Source organism: Streptomyces cathayae, from assembly GCF_029760955.1.
GTDB lineage: Bacteria > Actinomycetota > Actinomycetes > Streptomycetales > Streptomycetaceae > Streptomyces > Streptomyces cathayae.
In genome coordinates this window covers 7,372,954-7,389,175 of sequence record NZ_CP121682.1, presented here as the reverse complement: position 1 = coordinate 7,389,175, position 16,222 = coordinate 7,372,954, and the positions used below count along the sequence as shown (strand labels likewise).

Below are 16,222 nucleotides of genomic sequence, written 5' to 3'. Positions count from 1 at the left end.
GGGCCTGTCGGGCTCAGCCGTGGGCTCCGTGCCGCCCGGTGGGCATCAGCGGTCCGACGCCGACACACCACCGGAGGAGCCCCGCGTCAGGGGAGGGTCCATTTCTGGTTGGGTCCGGTGTGGCAGGTCCACAGATGGACCGGCGTCCCGTCGTTCCACGTACCGCCCGAGGCGTCCAAACACTTGCCCGACTGCGGATTGCGGACCGTCCCGTCCGGCTGGGCCGCCCACTTCTGCGCACCCGTGCCGTTGCACGTCCACAACTGGACCCGGCTGCCGTCCGCACTCCCCCCACCGGAGACGTCCAGACACTTGCCGAGCGCCCGCAGCGTGCCGTCATCGGCGACCGTCCACCGCTGCGCGGCCGACGTGTTGCACGTCCAGACCTGCACACCCGTACCGTCCGCCGTGCCCGCGTTGTCCACATCCAGACACTTGCCGTTCACCCCCCTCACCTCACCCGTACGGGGATCGGACGGTGATCCGGACTGTTTGATCCGGATGTTGCGGAAGGACGCCTCGTCGCCGTCGCCGTGGTTCTGGAGTCCGATGTGGCCCTGCTTCAGGCTGCGCGCCGGGTCCGTGTTGGTGAAGTCGTTGATCTTCCGGCCGTTGAGGAAGATCTCGAGCCGCTCTCCGGTGACGCGGATCTCGTACGTGTTCCACTCCCCCGGCGGGTTCAGCGCGACGTCGCGTGCGGCCAGGTCGGCGGAGCGGAATCCGTACACCGCTCCCGTGGTGCGGTCGGCCGCGTCGGTGGCGTCGATCTGGATCTCGTAGCCGTTGTCCACCGCCGACCACGGGTCGTCGGACGCCGGGAAGCCCACGAAGACACCGGAGTTGTCGTCACCGCTCAGTTTCCAGTCCAGCTTCAGCGAGTAGTCGCCGGTGAACTCCTTCGCGTTGTACCAGAGCAGGCCCAGTCCGCCGTGCGAGGTGAGGGTGCCGTCGGCCAGGGTGAAGCCGCCGGGGCCCGCCTGCTTCCAGCCGGTCGTGGAGGTGCCGTCGAACAGGGGCGTGTAGCCGGTCTCCGGGCGGCAGTCGGCCTGGGTGGTGCCGGCGGCCCAGCGGATCCCTCCGAGCAGATGCCTGCGGAAGGCGGGGTCGGCGTAGGACTCCTCGGTGTGGCCGCCGCCGGTGTAGAAGGCGCGGCCACCGGCGTAGTCCTTGCACCAGGCGATCGGGTGGTCGCCGGACATGGTGCCGCCGGAGTAGCTGGACTCGTCCAGCGATGCCAGGACGTGGGCGGTGGTGCGGGGGTTGGTGCGGTAGTTGTACCACTCGTCGGTGCGCTGCCAGGTGCGGCCCAGGTGCGCGGTGGCGTCGTGCGCCCGGTCCTCGACCTTGACGGTCGCGGGCTGGATGGCGGGGTGGGACTGGAAGAGGGCGCCGGCCAGTCCCTCGTAGAAGGGCCAGTCGTACTCGGTGTCGGCGGCGGCGTGGATACCGACGTAGCCGCCGCCCGCGCCCAAGTACTGCTCGAAGGCGGTCTGTTGGGTGGGACCGAGGACGTCGCCCGTGGTCGACAGGAAGACCACGGTCCGGTACCGGGCCAGGTGGGCGGTGGTGAAGGCCGTCGGGTCCTCGGTGGCGGTGACGGTGAAGTTGTTCGCCGCCCCGAGGTCGCGCAGGGCCGCGATGCCCTCGTCGATCGAGGAGTGGCGGAAGCCCGCCGTACGGGAGAAGACGAGGATCTCGTACGCCGGGTCGGCCGTGGTGGTGACCGTACGGTCCGGGGCGTGCGCGGCGTGGTCGAAGGCGGGTGCGGCAGCGGAGGGGGCCGCGGCCTGGGGGGTCAGGCAGAGCAGGGCGCCGGCACACAGGCTGAGCGCCGTCTTGAGCGGGGTACGCATGGTGGGTCGCCTCCTTTCTACGGCAGGGTCCATTTCTGGTTGGGTCCGGTGTGGCAGGTCCACAGATGGACCGGCGTCCCGTCGTTCCACGTACCGCCCGAGGCGTCCAGACACTTGCCCGACTGCGGATTGCGGACCGTCCCGTCCGGCTGGGCCGCCCACTTCTGCGCACCCGTGCCGTTGCACGTCCACAACTGGACCCGGCTGCCGTCCGCACTCCCCCCACCGGAGACGTCCAGACACTTGCCGAGCGCCCGCAGCGTGCCGTCATCGGCGACCGTCCACCGCTGCGCGGCCGACGTGTTGCACGTCCAGACCTGCACACCCGTACCGTCCGCCGTGCCCGCGTTGTCCACATCCAGACACTTGCCGTTCACCCCCCTCACCTCACCCGTACGGGGGCCTCCGCCGGTGGAGGTGGTGAAGGAGAACTCGTCGACGTCGAACAGGGCGCCGCTGCCGCCCTTGAAGACGAGGTACAGGGTGGTGGAGCCGGCCGGCCGGCCGGTCAGGGACGTAGTGACGTCCTGGAAGGTCTCCCAGCCGCCGGTGACCGGCACGGTGGCCGTGCCGAGCAGGGTGCCGGCGGGGGAGCCGGCGCGGACCTCGAGGGTGCCGCCGCTGCCGCCCGAGGAGACCCGGGCGGTGAAGCCGGTGGCGTTGTCGAGGCTGTAGGGCGTGAAGGAGATCCAGTCGCCGTTGTGGATCTCGCCGACCGTCTTGCCGCCGTGCGCGGGCGTGTGGTTGATGACCTGGACGCCCGCGGAGTCGCCGTAGTGCTCGGCCTGGCGGTGGCTGGGCTGGGTGATGTGCTGGTCGTGGGCGGTGAGCGCGGGCTGTCCGCCCGCGCCCTTGTCGGTGTATTCGGCGTCGATGACGCCGAAGATGTTGGCGTTGGGGTCGTGTTCGCCGTCCGCCAGGGTCTGCAGGGTGCCGGTGCAGCCGGTGGCCGAGGTCTGCGGGTGTCCGTGGCTGTCGTGACCGATGATGAAGGTGACCTTCACCCTGGCGCAGTCGATCGTGCCGTCCTCGGGGTCGGTGACCGTCACCTTGAACGGGATGGCGGCGCCGAAGTCGTAGATCCGTCCGTCGGTGGGTGTGTCGAGCCGTACGGTCGGGGCGGTGTTGCCGACGGTGATCTGGACGGAGGCCGTGGCGGACTTGCCGGTGGAGTCGGTGACCTTCAGTGTCGCGGTGTACTGGCCGTTGGTGGTGTAGGTGTGGGACGGGTCGGGGGCCGTCGAGGTGGCGCCGTCGCCGAAGGCCCAGGCGTAGCCGAGCGCGTCGCCGTCCGGGTCCGAACTGCCGGCCGAGGAGAAGGCGACGGCGAGGGGTGCCCCGCCGGAGGTGACGTTCGCCTTGGCCTGGGCCACCGGGGCTCGCCCGCCGGTCACGTGCTCGATGCGGTACAGGGCCGAGTTGGCGTCGCCGTTGAAGTAGCCGGTGCCGTAGTCCAGGACGTAGAGGGCGCCGTCCGGGCCGAAGGCCATGTCCATCACCTGGGTGCCGCTCCAGGGGAAGGAGTTGATGGACTGCACGGTCCCGTCGCCGCCGGTCTCGATCCGCTTGATCCAGCGGCGGCCGAACTCGCCGGCGAAGAAGTCGCCGTCGTACTCGGCGGGGAACTTCACCTCGGAGGTGGAGTTCGCGTCGTACCGGTAGACGGGTCCGCCCATGGGCGACTCGGAGCCGTTGCCGAACTCGGGGACCGAACCGCCGTCGTAGGGGATCCAGGCGGGCTGGGCGGGGGGCAGCTCGGTCAGTCCGGTGTTGCGCGGCGAAGTATTCCTCGGTGCCGCGCAGTTGAAGGTCGCCCCGGTGGTTCCGGTGGCGAAGTCGTGGTCGACGTAGGCGTCGTTCTTGCCGGTGCAGTAGGGCCAGCCGAAGTTGCCGGCCTTGGTGATCCGGTTGAACTCGACCTGTCCGGCGGGGCCGCGGGAGGCGTTGGCGGTGCCCGCGTCGGGGCCGTAGTCACCGACGTAGACGGTGCCCGTGGCCTTGTCCACGCTCATCCGGAAGGGGTTGCGGAAGCCCATCGCGTAGACCTCGGGCCGGGTCCTGGCGGTGCCGGGTGCGAAGAGGTTGCCCGCCGGGATGCTGTAGGTCGCGTCGGGGTTCACCTTGATGCGCAGGATCTTGCCGCGCAGGTCGTTGGTGTTGCCCGAGGAACGCTGGGCGTCGTAGGCGGGGTTGCGCGAGGCGCGCTCGTCGATGGGGGTGTAGCCGTCCGAGGCGAAGGGGTTGGTGTCGTCGCCCGTCGACAGGTAGAGGTTGCCTGCCGCGTCGAAGTCGATGTCGCCGCCGACGTGGCAGCACAGGCCGCGGGAGGCGGGCACGTCGAGAATCTTCTTCTCGCTGCCGGTGTCCAGGGTTCCGTCGGACTTGAGGACGAACCGGGACAGCCGGTTGACGCCGTCGAACGGGGCGAAGTCGGATGCCGTTCCGTCGGCGGGCGCGTCGCCGGCCGGGGTGGCCGACCGGGGAGCGTAGTAGAGGTAGACGAAGCGGTTGGCGGAGAAGGCGGGGTCGACGGCCACGCCCTGCAGGCCTTCCTCGTCATGGCTGTAGACGTCCAGCGTGCCCGCGACGGTGGTGGTGCCGGCCGCGTCGGTCCGACGCAGGGTGCCGTCGCGCGAGGTGTGCAGCACCGAGCGGTCCGGCAGGACGGCCAGGGTCATGGGTTCGCCCGTTTCGGCGACGCCCTTGGCGAGGGTGACCTGTTGGAAGTCTTCGGCTGCCGCGGCCTCGGCCGCGCCGCCCGCGCCGGCCGGGGCGGGCGCGGGGGCAGCTGCGGCGGGGCCCATGGGCAGAGCCAGGCCCACCGCGCAGGCCATGGCTGTCAGCAACGTACGGACACGTCTGTGTCCGAGCGATCTCGTGCGCACAGGAGTCTCCAGGACTATGGGGGTTGCGGCGGCCCGAGGGCCTGCCGTGAGGAGTCCGGGCGCGCGCCGTCGCGCCGTCGAGCACCGGTCCCTTCACCCGAACGGGCTCATGACCGGTTCATTTCAAGGAAGTTAGCGGGCCTCGCGCGAACGCGTAACCCCTTTCGCGTCCGATCCCTCGTCTTCTTCCACATGTGAGACAAAGTGCCGGCGTCGTCATGCTGGGGCTTTCGGGGGGCGGACAGTCACGCAGGGAACTTCCAGCGACTGCTCAGCCCGCCGCGGGGCGCCCTCGCAGGGCTCCGGCCCGCTGATGGGCCCGGAGCGGCGAAGAGCAGTACCGGCAAGGCGGTTCCCGGGAAGCCGAGAAGCACGCCGGACGCTGTTGATCCCGCTCTCCTGGAAGCCGGCGATGCTCTCGGGCATGGGGGCGTGGTCGAGGCCGAGCGGTATCTCCGTGTGGTGGTCGGCGTCCGTGCTGCCGGTGCCGGTTCCGTTCCAAGTGCTTCTGGTTCCAATCCAGTTGCCGGGCCGCAGTGTGAAACGGCCGCCGTCCGCGTCGACGATCCGGCGGCCCCGTGTGCTGAGTGTCGCCGTCCCGTTGTCCGCGGGAGCGGGCGCCGGCAGGAGGACGGTGGTGAGAACCGCCTTGGCCGAGGAGCCGCGCACGGCCACCCGGTCGCCTTCCCGTCGTCATCACACGGAAGGGGCTGTCATGACAGCATCAGAATGCGGCTTGGGGGGGGCGACATGGTCCGGGTATCTCGTCCCCTTCCGGCAGGCGGTTTCGGCCGGTGTGCTGGTCGGCTGAACCGTCGGAGCACCCCGCGCGTAGAGGAGAACAGACGGCCGCTCACCCGGGCGGCCCATTTGCGTCGCACCAATCGTGCAAGGAGTACGCAGCGATGAGCACCGACCGACTGAGCGACCGGCTCGCCGGCCACCAGCCTCTCGTCCTGGGGTTGTTCCGTATCGTCCTCGGCCTGCTGTTCACCAGCGAGGGCGCCGCCACGCTCTTCGGTGTACTGGGCAGGCAGGCCAGCCCCACGGGTGACTGGCCGTTCTGGTACGCCGGTGTGATCGAGCTCGTCTGCGGTGCCCTCATTCTCCTCGGAGTCGCGACCCGCAGCGCGGCGTTCCTCAGCTCGGGGGCCATGGCTTTCGCCTACTTCACCGAACATCAGAAGGACGGTGCCTTTCCTCTGCAGAACGGCGGCCTGGCCCCGGCATTGTTCTGCTGGGGTTTCCTTCTCCTGGTCTTCTTCGGGCCGGGCTCCCTGACGCTGACGGGCCTGCTCCGCCGGCAGTCCGCGCCGAGTGCCGCGTCCCCGGGGGCGCGGGAGGTCCCCAGGTGGGGCAGGGAGTGACGGGCCCCGTCACCCGGATGCCGTCGGGTCGTCCGGCAGGGCGAGGTGCGCCAGGTCTCCCGGCGGCGCGCTGCGGACCGGCCAGAGCGGTGCGGGCGTGCCGTCGGCGACCGCGGCAGGCGCGTCGGTGAGGTTCATACGGTCACGAAGGCGGCCGTAGAAGTCCATCGGGCCGAGCCGTACGGCACGCAGTCTGCGCGGTGCGGCGTAGACGCCGATCCAGTCACCGGGGCCGATCACGCCGCGGAGCTGGCCGTCGATGCTGACGGCGGCACGGCCCGAGCGCTCCAGCACCCGCAGCCCGACGGGCTCGTCCGGGGCGGCGACGACCGACCGGTTGAACGTCATGTGCGGTGCCACCGGTGTGAAGACCAGTGCCTCGGTGCCCGGCGAGACCACGGGGCCGCCGGCGGCGAAGCTGTAGGCGGTCGAGCCCGTGGGCGTGGCCACCAGCAGCGCGTCGGCGGAGTACGAGGCCAGCAGCCGGCCCGCGATGTAGACCCCGACCGAGATCTGCCGGTCCCTGGCGAGTTTCTCCAGTACGACGTCGTTGAGGGCGGTCACGTCCAGCGGGACGCCCCACTCGCCGCCCGTCTCGCAGTCGGAGCGCACGCCGGTCGGGGGCAGGAGCGGGCCTCGGCCGTAGCTCATGAGCGCCTCGATGTCCGAGGGCACCTCCAGGCGGCACGAGGCACGCATGGTCAGCAGCATGCGTTGCTCCACGTCGAGCCGGTCGTCGTGCACGGCGTCCAGCGCCGTACGCACCATGGTCATGGGTACCTCGGTCAGGAAACCCACGCGGCCTAGGTCGACACCGAGGACCAGCGCGTCGATGGCGGCGGCGAGCCGGGCCCCGCGCAGAAAGGTGCCGTCCCCGCCGAGGGTGACGACGAGGCCGGGGTCGCCGGCCGCCGCCACTTCCTGCCGGGCGCTGCGCCGTTCGCCGTCGTTCCACACGTCGATGTCCTTGCAGGCGACGGCATGTTCGGCGCACCATGCACGGACCGTGCGGGCCGCCTCCGCGGCTTCGGGACGTCCGCCGTGTACGACCATGCCGACCCGGTCCACCGCCATCTCCGCCTCCTGGACGTCCGCTCGCCCCGACGGGGCGTGGGGCTCCATCCTGGCCAGGCGCGCGTCGACCGGGCGCCGCACCACGCCGCGACGGCCCGGTACCGCGCTCGCGGTACCGGGCCGTCCGGGTGGTGCGGTGGCTCGTCAGCCCTGGCGGGCCTTGAACCGCGGATCCTTCTTGTTGATCACGAAGGTCACGCCCCGTCGGCGCACCACCTGGGCGCCGGGCCTGGACTTCAGCGAGCGCAAGGACTTGCGTACCTTCATCACGGTCTCCTTCCGCGGGACTGCACGAGGGCGAGGGAGGCGGGTGTCATCGTTCCTCACGGAAGAGGACGTGCTCTCCGGCGACCGGATCGTACTTGCGCAGGACGAGCCGGTCGGGGTCGTTCAGACGGTTCTTACGGGTCACGTAGGTGACTCCCGTACCGGCTGCCGACTTCAGCCTGACGACGGGCCGCGCTGTGCTGCGTGCCATGAGGTGCTCCTTCCGCTTGACTCGGGCATGCCGGCATGGGGGTGGAACGGCGTCGGCGGGCGGGATATTCCGGTACGGGCCCTGGCGCTGGTCCTGGCGATGACCGGCCCGGGTTCCTGGTCGGTGGACCGTGCCGTGGGCGCGGACGCGATATGTCCGGAGCTGCCCGGACTCTGGCCGCGGCGGCCGTCGCCGTGGCATCTGATCCACGCCCGGTTCGTCCTGATGCACCTGCCCGACCGCCTCGGCACCCGCTCCGCGTACCGGCGCGCCATGGACGCCATGTGGCACCTCGCGGTGTCTCGGCGGGGGGCGGCTTCCGGTCCTCGCTGCTCAGGGCACGGGCGAGCGGCAGCTTCGAGAGGGCCAGCACGCCCCCGACGATGAGTGCGACACCGAGCAGTTGGAGCGGGAGCCACCAGCCCCCGCGCACGTACTCGGCGTAGATCGTGATTCCGAGGGCCAGGCTCACACCGGCGTCACCGAGTGTGATCGCGGGCTGGGACGTGACGAGTGGTCCGGCCTGCATCGCGTTCTCGAGGAAGAACAGGGCGGCCGCGCCGAAGAGGGCGAAGCCGTAGGTCTGCCAAGTGGTGAGGAAGGCGGTGACACCGCCGTCGTCGAGTGTGTGCATCGATGTCTTCATCAGCGCCGCCGTCACCGCGTACGAGACGGCGGTGGCCAGCCCGAAGCACGCGGCACGCCCCCGGCCCTCCGGCCTGCGGAGTCCGGTGAGTACGAGGCCGACGAGCAGGGCGGTGCACACGGCGAGTGCCGGGAGCCATCGGTCCATGGGCGCATGGGTGCGGTTTCCCGCCGGTGAAGCAGCGAGCAGGGCCACGGCGAGCCCTGTCACCACGGCGCACACCGCCGCCCAGCCGGAGCGGGAGAGCCCCCCTTGGAGCAGCAGCGTGGCGATGACCAGGGCGAGCGGCAGTTCCAGTACGAGGAGCGGCTGAACGATCGTCATCGGTCCCGTCGCGAGGGCCACGGCCTGACAGGCCGCCGCGGTGATGACGGCGGAGATGCCGATGAGCCAGACGGGGCGCCGCAGCAGATCGAGCATGAGTCCCGCCCGCAGCTTGTCGGAGCGTGGAACGCCCAGGGCCGCCTTGCGCTGGAGGACGGTCGCGAGGGCGTTGCTCAGTGCTGCACCCACCGCGAACAGGACCGGCAGCAGGATGTCCACCGTGGGAGTCCTCCGGAACGACGAGACGGCCCCCGCTCCTTGCCATGGTGACCCGCCCGTCAGGTGGGCGCACACTCCATCACCCTTGTGAGGGTGCGTGACGGGGGCGACGGGGAGGGAAGGCTTCGCGGCCGTGACGACAGCGACCGGCATTCCGCGTGGAGGACGTTCGTACGGGTGGGTGGGGGGGCTGGCGGGCGCGGTGCCGGCCGCGTCGGTTGCGTCGGCCGCTCTGGCGGTGGCGGGCCGCTGCGGGCATGGCGGTGCTTCTCGTGGAGGCGGTCAGGCGTCGGTCTCGTCAAGTGACGCGTCCCGCCGCGGTGCCGCGCATCCCCTCATCACGAGCCAGCCGGCGGCCGCGCCGACCGCGTACCAGAACAGGTCCGGTGCGTTGAACGTGGAACCGAGGACCAGACGGGCGGCGGTGCTGTGCCGTGCGAGCTCCGCCGGCAGCCCGGTGAGTTGCAGGAATTCGATGCCCCAGCTGACGGCCAGCGCGACTCCGGCGGCTCTCGGCGGCGTCGTCCGTGGTGCGACCAGGACGACGAGGGCGAGCATCAGGAGGGTGTACAGGGCGTCCCCGCCGTACTTGGCCACGTCTCCCGTCGCCACGGCCCTGAGCCCCAGTCCCGCGCCGATGACGACCGGCACGGCCACGGCCGCCGCGAGGCGCCTCCGTATCGCATTGCCCTGGGTGCCGTCGGAGGTTCGGAAGTCGGATGCCATGGACGTCATTCTGCTGGTGCCCCGTGCTGCCCCGGTCCGTGACCCGGACGCGCCGAGGGAGCCGGTCCTGTCAGCCCGGCCGTACGGCACGGGGTTGTCTGGTCGTGGAAGGTCCGCTCCGCCCGCTGACGGCGGCGTCCTTCCTGCTGAACCCGTGCTCGCCGTTCCGGTTCCCGCCGGGGGCTTTCTCCGCTGCCCGGCTCCGCCGCGAGCTGCGGAGCATCCGTTGAATCCCGACACCACCCCGGAAACCTTGTCGCTGCCCGGTCACGGATCGCCGTGGTGGGCGAGACCGTCGGCACCCTGACGTCCGCCGCGTGGGCCGCCTCCCTCTCGGCGCTCGGGCTGCTCGACGAGGCACGACCGGCAGTTGCTGCGGGACCTCGCCGACCGGCCACTGCTGCGGGAGGAGCAGGGTGCTCCCGTACCGTCCGTGTCGCGTTCCCTGTCCGCCGGACAGGCGGGGCCTCGCCTTCCGGGTCGGTGGACGCTCGGGGTTCCGCCCCGAGCGGCACGACCGCCTTCACGGGTTCGAGTTCGCGCCGGGCCGCTGCGGGGTGGCCGGGGCGGTCACGCAGGGGCAGCGGCAGCGCCTGCGGCAGGGTGTCCTTGGCGTAGTCGCGCGCCTGCTCGTCCTCGTTGCGGGGCCGGGGCGGCGAGGGGCCCGGCGAGGGCGCAGCCGGGCGCGCGGCCGTACTGCCCGTCCCGGTCGGCACCTGGGCGGTGTTCACCGCTTCGGGGCCGGTCCCGGAGGCCATCCGGTATCTGTGGTGGGACGTGTTCACTGAGTGGTTCCCATCGGACCCGTACCGCGGTCGGCCTGGCCCGGAGAGCACCGAAGCCGAAGCCGAGGCCGAACTGTGGGTGTCGGGGAGCGGGAGGGCCGGTGGGCCCCATCGGTCGGGTCCGGGTCCGGGTCCGGGTCCGGGTCCGGGTCGGTCAGGTCCTGGCCGGTGGGGCCTCCTCGTCGGCGGCGGCTCCCCAGGCGTGGGCGCACAGTGCCTGTTCGACCAGGTCGGTGTAGACGGCCGCGGCGAGCCAGGACCGGGCGAAGCGGCCCGTGTCGGCCGGGAGCAGACGGCCGAAGGTGTCTCGGGCGCGGTCCGCGGCGGCGGCGTGGAGGTCGTCGAGGAGGTCGGCCGCCGTGGCGAGGCCGAGACGGCGCAGTCGGGCGGAATCGCCCGGTGCGTTCCCGGCGAGAGTGAGGACCCGGCGGCCCCCCGGCACCGCCTGGTGGACGCGGCGGCGCAGCAGGTGCAGCGGGGCCTCGTCCCCGGTGGCGGCGTCCGTGGCCGGTGGCGCGAGGGCCCCAGGGGGCAGATCGGCGTGCTGGAGGCGGTCCAGGCCGAGGTCCACCCGGGCCGCGGGGTCGGTGGGGTGTTCGGTGGCGAGCAGCAGGGCACGGGGATGCGGTCCGGGCACCAGGCGTGCGACGATCCGCAGCCGGCTGCCACCGGCGGCGGCGAGCAGGCGGAGGTTGTCGCGGCAGGGCAGTGCGGGGTCGTCGTGGGCGGTGGTCAGGCGCAGGGGCACGCCCGCGCAGTCGGCGAGCAGACAGTCGCCCGTCGCCTCGCGCACCGTGCCGGTGAGGGTCACCTCGAGGAACAGCAGGTCCTGCGCGCCGCTCAGTGCCCGGGTCACTTGTTCGGCGGGGGGCACGGCCCACAGCCGGTCCAGCGGTGCGTCGCGCCAGGCCGCGCCGGACGCGCGGACCGCCCGTACGCCGGCGCCCGCGCCGAGGCGGCCGGCCGGGGAGACGGTGGCGCCGGACACGGCCAGCCCGGCACGGGACAGTTCACGGTGGGTCAGGGCGGTGTCGCCGATGCGTACGGCCCGGTCGGCGGCGCCGGTCGCCCGGGCGGGTCCGCCGGGTGCCACGTCGGACACCGTGTACAGGCGTCCGTCGGCGTCGGCGGTCCAGGTGACCGCGCCCGCGTAGCCGGTGGCCGTGAGGACGGGTTCGGAGAAGATCCCGTACAGGCGCAGGGAGCCGTCGGGGCGGTACGGCTGCCGGGCCGTGCCCCGCAGGTCGGTCAGTTCGCGGCCGGTGGCGTGCGGGAGGCGGTGGGCGACGCCGAGGACACCGGCGAGCGCGTCGGCGAGGCCGGTGAGCCGGTAGGCGGGGTCGGCGGTGCGGGCCGCCCGGACCGCACTCACCACGGAGACGGCCGCGGCGCAGGCCCGTGGGAGACCCGCGAGGCGGGCGGTGTGCGCGGCGTGCAGAAGCTCCGCCTGGAGCACGGCACCGGAGCCGTCCGTACCGGCCTCCAGGACGGCGGCGGCCGCGTCGAACACCGCGCGGGCGGCGGCGTGCTGGGCGGGGGTCGCGGTCTCGGGTTCGGACTCCGCGTTCGGACGGTCCGCCTGTGCCGTCCCGTCCCGGGTGCCGGTGGCCCCGTCGGGATCCGGGTCCCGGTCCGCGGTGCCGTCGGCGACCGGCGCCGCCGAGGCGGCCGCGGCGCGGTGCAGGCAGGCGGGGGCCAGCAGACATCCGCAGCGGATCGCGTCCGCGCCGGTGACCGCTCCACTGGGTGCGTGCAGGACGACGTCGGTCTCGTCGTCGACGGAGATCCGTACGGTGTCGCCGTCCCGGGTGACCGGACGCGCCAGGAGCTTGGTGACGCCCGCGTCGAGGCGCTTGCGGAGCCGGGCCGAGAGCGCCCCGACGAGTTCGGCGGTGACGGACGGGACGACCGGAGGGAGGTCCGGGCTCATGCGATCTTCTCCCCTACCCAGCGGGCGAGTTCGAGCGGACTAAGGGCGGCGACGGGCATGCCCGCGGCGACGAGCCGACCGGCGACCCCCGTGGAGTAGCGGGGCCGGCCGGTGTCGTCGAGGCTCGCGCAGCCCAGGACGTGGCAGCCGGCCGAGACCAGCGCGCGGACCTCGGCGAGCAGACCGCCGAGCGGATAGCCCTCCTCGAAGTCGCTGACGACCACGACGAGGGTGCGGGACGGCACGGTGACGAGCTCACGCGCGTGCCGCAGGCCGGCGGCGATGTGGGTACCGCCGCCGACGCTGACCTCCAGCAGCAGGGACAGCGGATCGTCCACGTGCCCGGTGAGGTCGATGACCTCCGTGGAGAAGGCCAGGAAGTGGGTGGAGAGGGTCGGCACCCCGGCCAGCACCGAGGCGGTCAGCGCGGCCCACACCGTGGACGCCTCCATGGAACCCGACACGTCCGTGACCAGGATCAGCCGCCAGTCGGCGGCCCGGCGGCCCCGGGTGCGGAAGACCGGCCGTTCGGGGATCACCCGTACCGTTCCGTCCGGGCCGCGGCGCGCGGTGGCGAGGTTGGCCCGCAGGGTGCGGGGCAGGTCCAGGCCGCCGCCGGGCCGTCTGCTGGGGCGGGGCAGGGTCGTGCCGTGCAGGGCGGGGCGCAGCCGGGTGGCCAGTTGCCGGGCCAGCGCGTCGACCAACCGCCGTACGAGCGGACGCAGTGCGGCCAGCCGGGCCTCGGGCAGGCCGCCCGCGTGCCGCAGTACGGTGCGCAGCAGGTCCACCGAGGGGCGCGCCGCGTCCGCGTCCAGTTCGGTGAGGACGTCGGTGCGGCCGGACGCGGCGGCCGCCGCCAGGACCTCCTCGCGGATACCCGGCCCGAACAGCGCGGCCAGTTCCTCCGACCATTCCCGCACCCCGGGATACGGCGCCTGGCGTCCCCCGCCGGTTCCCCGGCCCGCGAGACTGCCCCGGCTGCCCTCACCGCGTCCGCTGCCGTACAGCTCGTCCAGCGCGGTCGCGAGCGGCGCGGCGGACGACGGCAGCGTGTCGGTACGACGGCCGAGGAGGAGGCGCCAGCGGTCGGCGGGAGCAAGGAAGGTGTCCCCGGCCCCCGCCGGGTGGACCCCGCCCACCAGGGCGCCCCCGGGTCCGGGCCGCACCACGGCACCCGGTGCGGTGCGCGCGTCGCGCCCCTGTCCTCGTGGCGCCGTGACGGCCGGCCCCGACGGCACCGCGCCCCGTGTCCCGGACGGCGCCGTGGGACGCACCCCGGGTTCGGACACCGCATCCGCCCCGGGGCCCGTTCCGGGCGAATGCGCAGTGTCTTCCGCACCAGGCCGGGCGGTCCCTTGCGGTCCCGGCCGCGCCGCGGGGCCGGGCCTGGTGTCCGGTTCGGGGCCGGCAGCCGCTGCGGGGCGGGTTGTGACACCCGGTTCGGGCGCCCGTCCGGGCTCCGGCGGGGGCTGTGGCACAGCGCTCGGCGTGTGCTGCTGCGGGGCGTCGCTCCCCGGGTTCCGCGGTGTGCCGTCCGGCGGGGTGTCTTCGGCCGGAGCCGGGGAGGGATCCGTCACCAGGCCCAGTGACCGCAGCCTCTCGCGGGCCGTGAAGTCCGCCGCGGTCCAGGCGGCGAGTGCGGCCGGGTCGACGCCGTCGGTGTCGGCGATGTGCGCGGTGCCGAGGCGCTCGTCGACGGCGGCGAGGAGCCGGTCGCGGGCCGCGGGGCTCAGGGTGTCGAAGCCGCCGCGCAGCGCGGGGAGCCGGTCGAGGAACTCCCGGTCGGGCAGCTCGGTCACCCGGGTGAGCAGGGGCTCCAGCGCGGGCTCCGCCGTCTCCAGCAGCGGGCCCGCGGCGGACAGCAGTCCGCCGATCCGGGCGGTGAGCGCGGTACGGGAGTCGGGGTCGGTGGCCCCGTCGATCCAGGAGGCCACGCGGTCGCCGAAGGTCCGCGCGTCCTCGTGCCCGAGCAGGACGCGGACGGCTCCGGCGGCGCCGCGCATCAGCGGGGAGCCGTCGGCGGACAGGCGGTCCAGGGCGTCGGCGAGCCGGATGCCGCCCAGCAGGTCGGCCCGGTGGGCGAGTTCGAGCAGGGCGTGGGCGTCGGCCAGGTCCTCGGATCCGGTCAGGCCGTCCACCTGCCGTACCGCCGCCGCGGTGAGCAGTTGCCCGACGGCGGCCGCCCGGGCCTCACGGTCCGTGTCGCAGCCGAGGCCGGGTACATGACCGGCCCGCAGCCGGTCGAGCAGGGCCAGGCCGGCGAGGAGTTCCGGCAGGGTTCCGGCTCCTGGCAGGACGTCGGCGACATCGCCGAGCCGTTCGTCCGCGAGCCCGTTCAGGCCGCACTCCGCCGCCTGTACGAGCCCTTCGAGGGCCTGCGCGGCCGTCGGCCCGCCCTCGTCGCGCTCCTGGTGCCTCCGTTCCCGCAGCACGCCTTCGGCGGCCTGCGCGGCGGTGACTCCGCGGATGCCGGCCGCGGTGAGCACGGCCGCCGTGGCGGGTGTCCAGCGCACCTCCCAGCGGGAGGTGCGGGCTTCGGCGCCGCCCGCGCCGACGACCTCCCTGGCCTCCCCGTAGGGAACCCCGCACACCGCCAGCCGGCGCAGCAGCAGTTCACGGCGCCGGTCCAGGTCGGAGCGCAGCGGGTCCAGCCGCAGGTCCCGTGCGGGACCGGGGCTGTGGCCGTCCGTCTCCGGGCCGGGCAGGCCCAGCAGCGCCGCCTCGGCCTCGACCGCGGGGGCGAGGCCGCTGCGCGGCGCCCGCGCGGCGGGGCGCCCGCTGCGGGTGCCGACGAGGACGCGTTCCATCGCCCGCGCCACGGCCCGTCCCCTCCCGTACGGCTCCCCCTGCGCGAGCACCGTCTGTACGGCCTCGACCAGTTCGCCCCGGCCGGCCGCGGGCAGGCCGCGCAGCCGGGCGAGGTCCGAGGCGAGCCGGCTGATCTCCCGTGCGTCGGCGGGTCCGGAGGGGTGTCCGAGTCCGCGCAGTTCGGCGCAGATGCGTACGGCCGCCCGGGTCAGCGCCTCCTCGAGTGCCTCCGGGTCTCCCCCCGCGCGCAGGACCATGTCCTGCCACTCGGGGTCCCGGATGCCCGCCGGGTAGCCGGACCGCTCGTCGAGGAGCGCGTAGGTGTACGGGATCAGCGAGGTGGTCCACCCGGGCCTCCCCGGGTCCCGGTCCGGTGCCGTGTCCTCGCCGGCGTCCGGCCGCAGCAGCGCCGGGGCGTGGAAGGCTCCCACCACCGCGGCGGCCCGCTCGCCCCGTGCGGTGGCTTCGGCGAGCCGGGCCCGCATCCAGCTCTCACGCCGCAGGTCCAGTTCCGGCACGCCGCCCGAGGCGGCCGCGTCCTCCCGCAGGGCCCACCCGGTGAGCAGGGCGGCCCGGCGCAGCGCCTCGGGCGGGGAACCGGGGGCGGTCGCCTCCACGAGCCGGTCCCACAGGTCGTCCCCCGGGCGGCCCGTCAGGCGGGAACGCACCGCGGTGGCGAGCCCGGGGCCGCCGGCCCCCGTCGCGGCGGCCCGCCGTCCCTCGGCCCAGGCGGGGTCGGCGAGCGGCAGGTCGCAGGCGACCACCGGTACGTCGTGCCGGGCGGCCCAGCGCACGGCGGCCAGTTCGGGCGAGAAGTCGGCGAACGGGTAGAACGCCGGTCCCCCGCCGCCCCCGCCCCCGTCGACGGGGGCGGCGGCGAGCGCCACCGGGGCCCGTGTCTCCTCGTGTCCCAGCCAGGGCAGCCACTGCTGCATCTCGGCGGGCAGTTCGACGAGCAGCACCTGTGGCTTCGCCTCGTCCAGCAGCGCGGGCAGGGCCGCGGCCAGGGAGGGCGCGTGGTGCCGTACGCCGACGAGGTAGGGCGCGGACGGGCCGGTGAGGGCGGCGAGCGCCTCGTCGGGCGGGACGGGCGGGCCCTCGTGGGCGGCCCGGTGGGAGAGGGACAC

General features: G+C 73.7%; 9 protein-coding genes and 1 pseudogene. 1 reads left to right on the top strand and 9 read right to left on the bottom strand.

What is annotated here, in order from left to right; genetic code table 11:
* Positions 1–86: 86 nt before the first annotated feature.
* Both PYS65_RS33775 and PYS65_RS33770 read right to left on the bottom strand, forming a co-directional pair.
* The gene (locus PYS65_RS33775; protein WP_279337774.1) at positions 87–1,853 is read right to left on the bottom strand and encodes a lectin; all 1,767 of its coding nucleotides are present in this window, start codon (positions 1,851–1,853) and stop codon (positions 87–89) included.
* Positions 1,854–1,870: 17 nt separating this feature from the next.
* Entirely contained in the window at positions 1,871–4,687 is a 2,817-nt protein-coding gene (locus PYS65_RS33770) for a lectin (RefSeq protein WP_279337773.1), read from the bottom strand.
* Between the two features lie 956 nt (positions 4,688–5,643).
* Here PYS65_RS33770 and PYS65_RS33760 point away from each other — a divergent pair.
* Entirely contained in the window at positions 5,644–6,105 is a 462-nt protein-coding gene (locus PYS65_RS33760) for a DoxX family protein (RefSeq protein WP_279337772.1), read from the top strand.
* 9 nt (positions 6,106–6,114) lie between these two features.
* Here the strand turns inward: PYS65_RS33760 and PYS65_RS33755 are convergent, their stop codons facing one another.
* The 7 genes and pseudogenes from PYS65_RS33755 to PYS65_RS33720 form a co-directional block, all read right to left on the bottom strand.
* The gene (locus PYS65_RS33755) at positions 6,115–7,179 is read right to left on the bottom strand and encodes an NAD(+)/NADH kinase (protein ID WP_279338161.1); all 1,065 of its coding nucleotides are present in this window, start codon (positions 7,177–7,179) and stop codon (positions 6,115–6,117) included.
* A 144-nt stretch (positions 7,180–7,323) separates the two neighbouring features.
* On the bottom strand, positions 7,324–7,446 hold the full coding sequence (gene ykgO, locus PYS65_RS33750) for a type B 50S ribosomal protein L36 (protein ID WP_019525784.1): 123 nt from the start codon (positions 7,444–7,446) through the stop codon (positions 7,324–7,326).
* A 46-nt stretch (positions 7,447–7,492) separates the two neighbouring features.
* Positions 7,493–7,657, bottom strand: coding sequence for a 50S ribosomal protein L33 (gene rpmG, locus PYS65_RS33745; RefSeq protein ID WP_279337770.1), 165 nt, complete (start codon positions 7,655–7,657; stop codon positions 7,493–7,495).
* 307 nt (positions 7,658–7,964) lie between these two features.
* Positions 7,965–8,846 (bottom strand): annotated as a pseudogene (locus tag PYS65_RS33740) (DMT family transporter); the annotation flags it as partial.
* 282 nt (positions 8,847–9,128) lie between these two features.
* Complete coding sequence (locus PYS65_RS33735) at positions 9,129–9,572, bottom strand: ribosomal maturation YjgA family protein (protein WP_279337769.1); 444 nt, start codon at positions 9,570–9,572, stop codon at positions 9,129–9,131.
* 939 nt (positions 9,573–10,511) lie between these two features.
* On the bottom strand, positions 10,512–12,287 hold the full coding sequence (locus PYS65_RS33725) for a hypothetical protein (protein WP_279337768.1): 1,776 nt from the start codon (positions 12,285–12,287) through the stop codon (positions 10,512–10,514).
* Positions 12,284–16,222, bottom strand: coding sequence for a DUF5682 family protein (locus PYS65_RS33720; protein WP_279337767.1), 3,939 nt, complete (start codon positions 16,220–16,222; stop codon positions 12,284–12,286). The genes PYS65_RS33725 and PYS65_RS33720 overlap by 4 nt, the downstream gene beginning before the upstream one ends.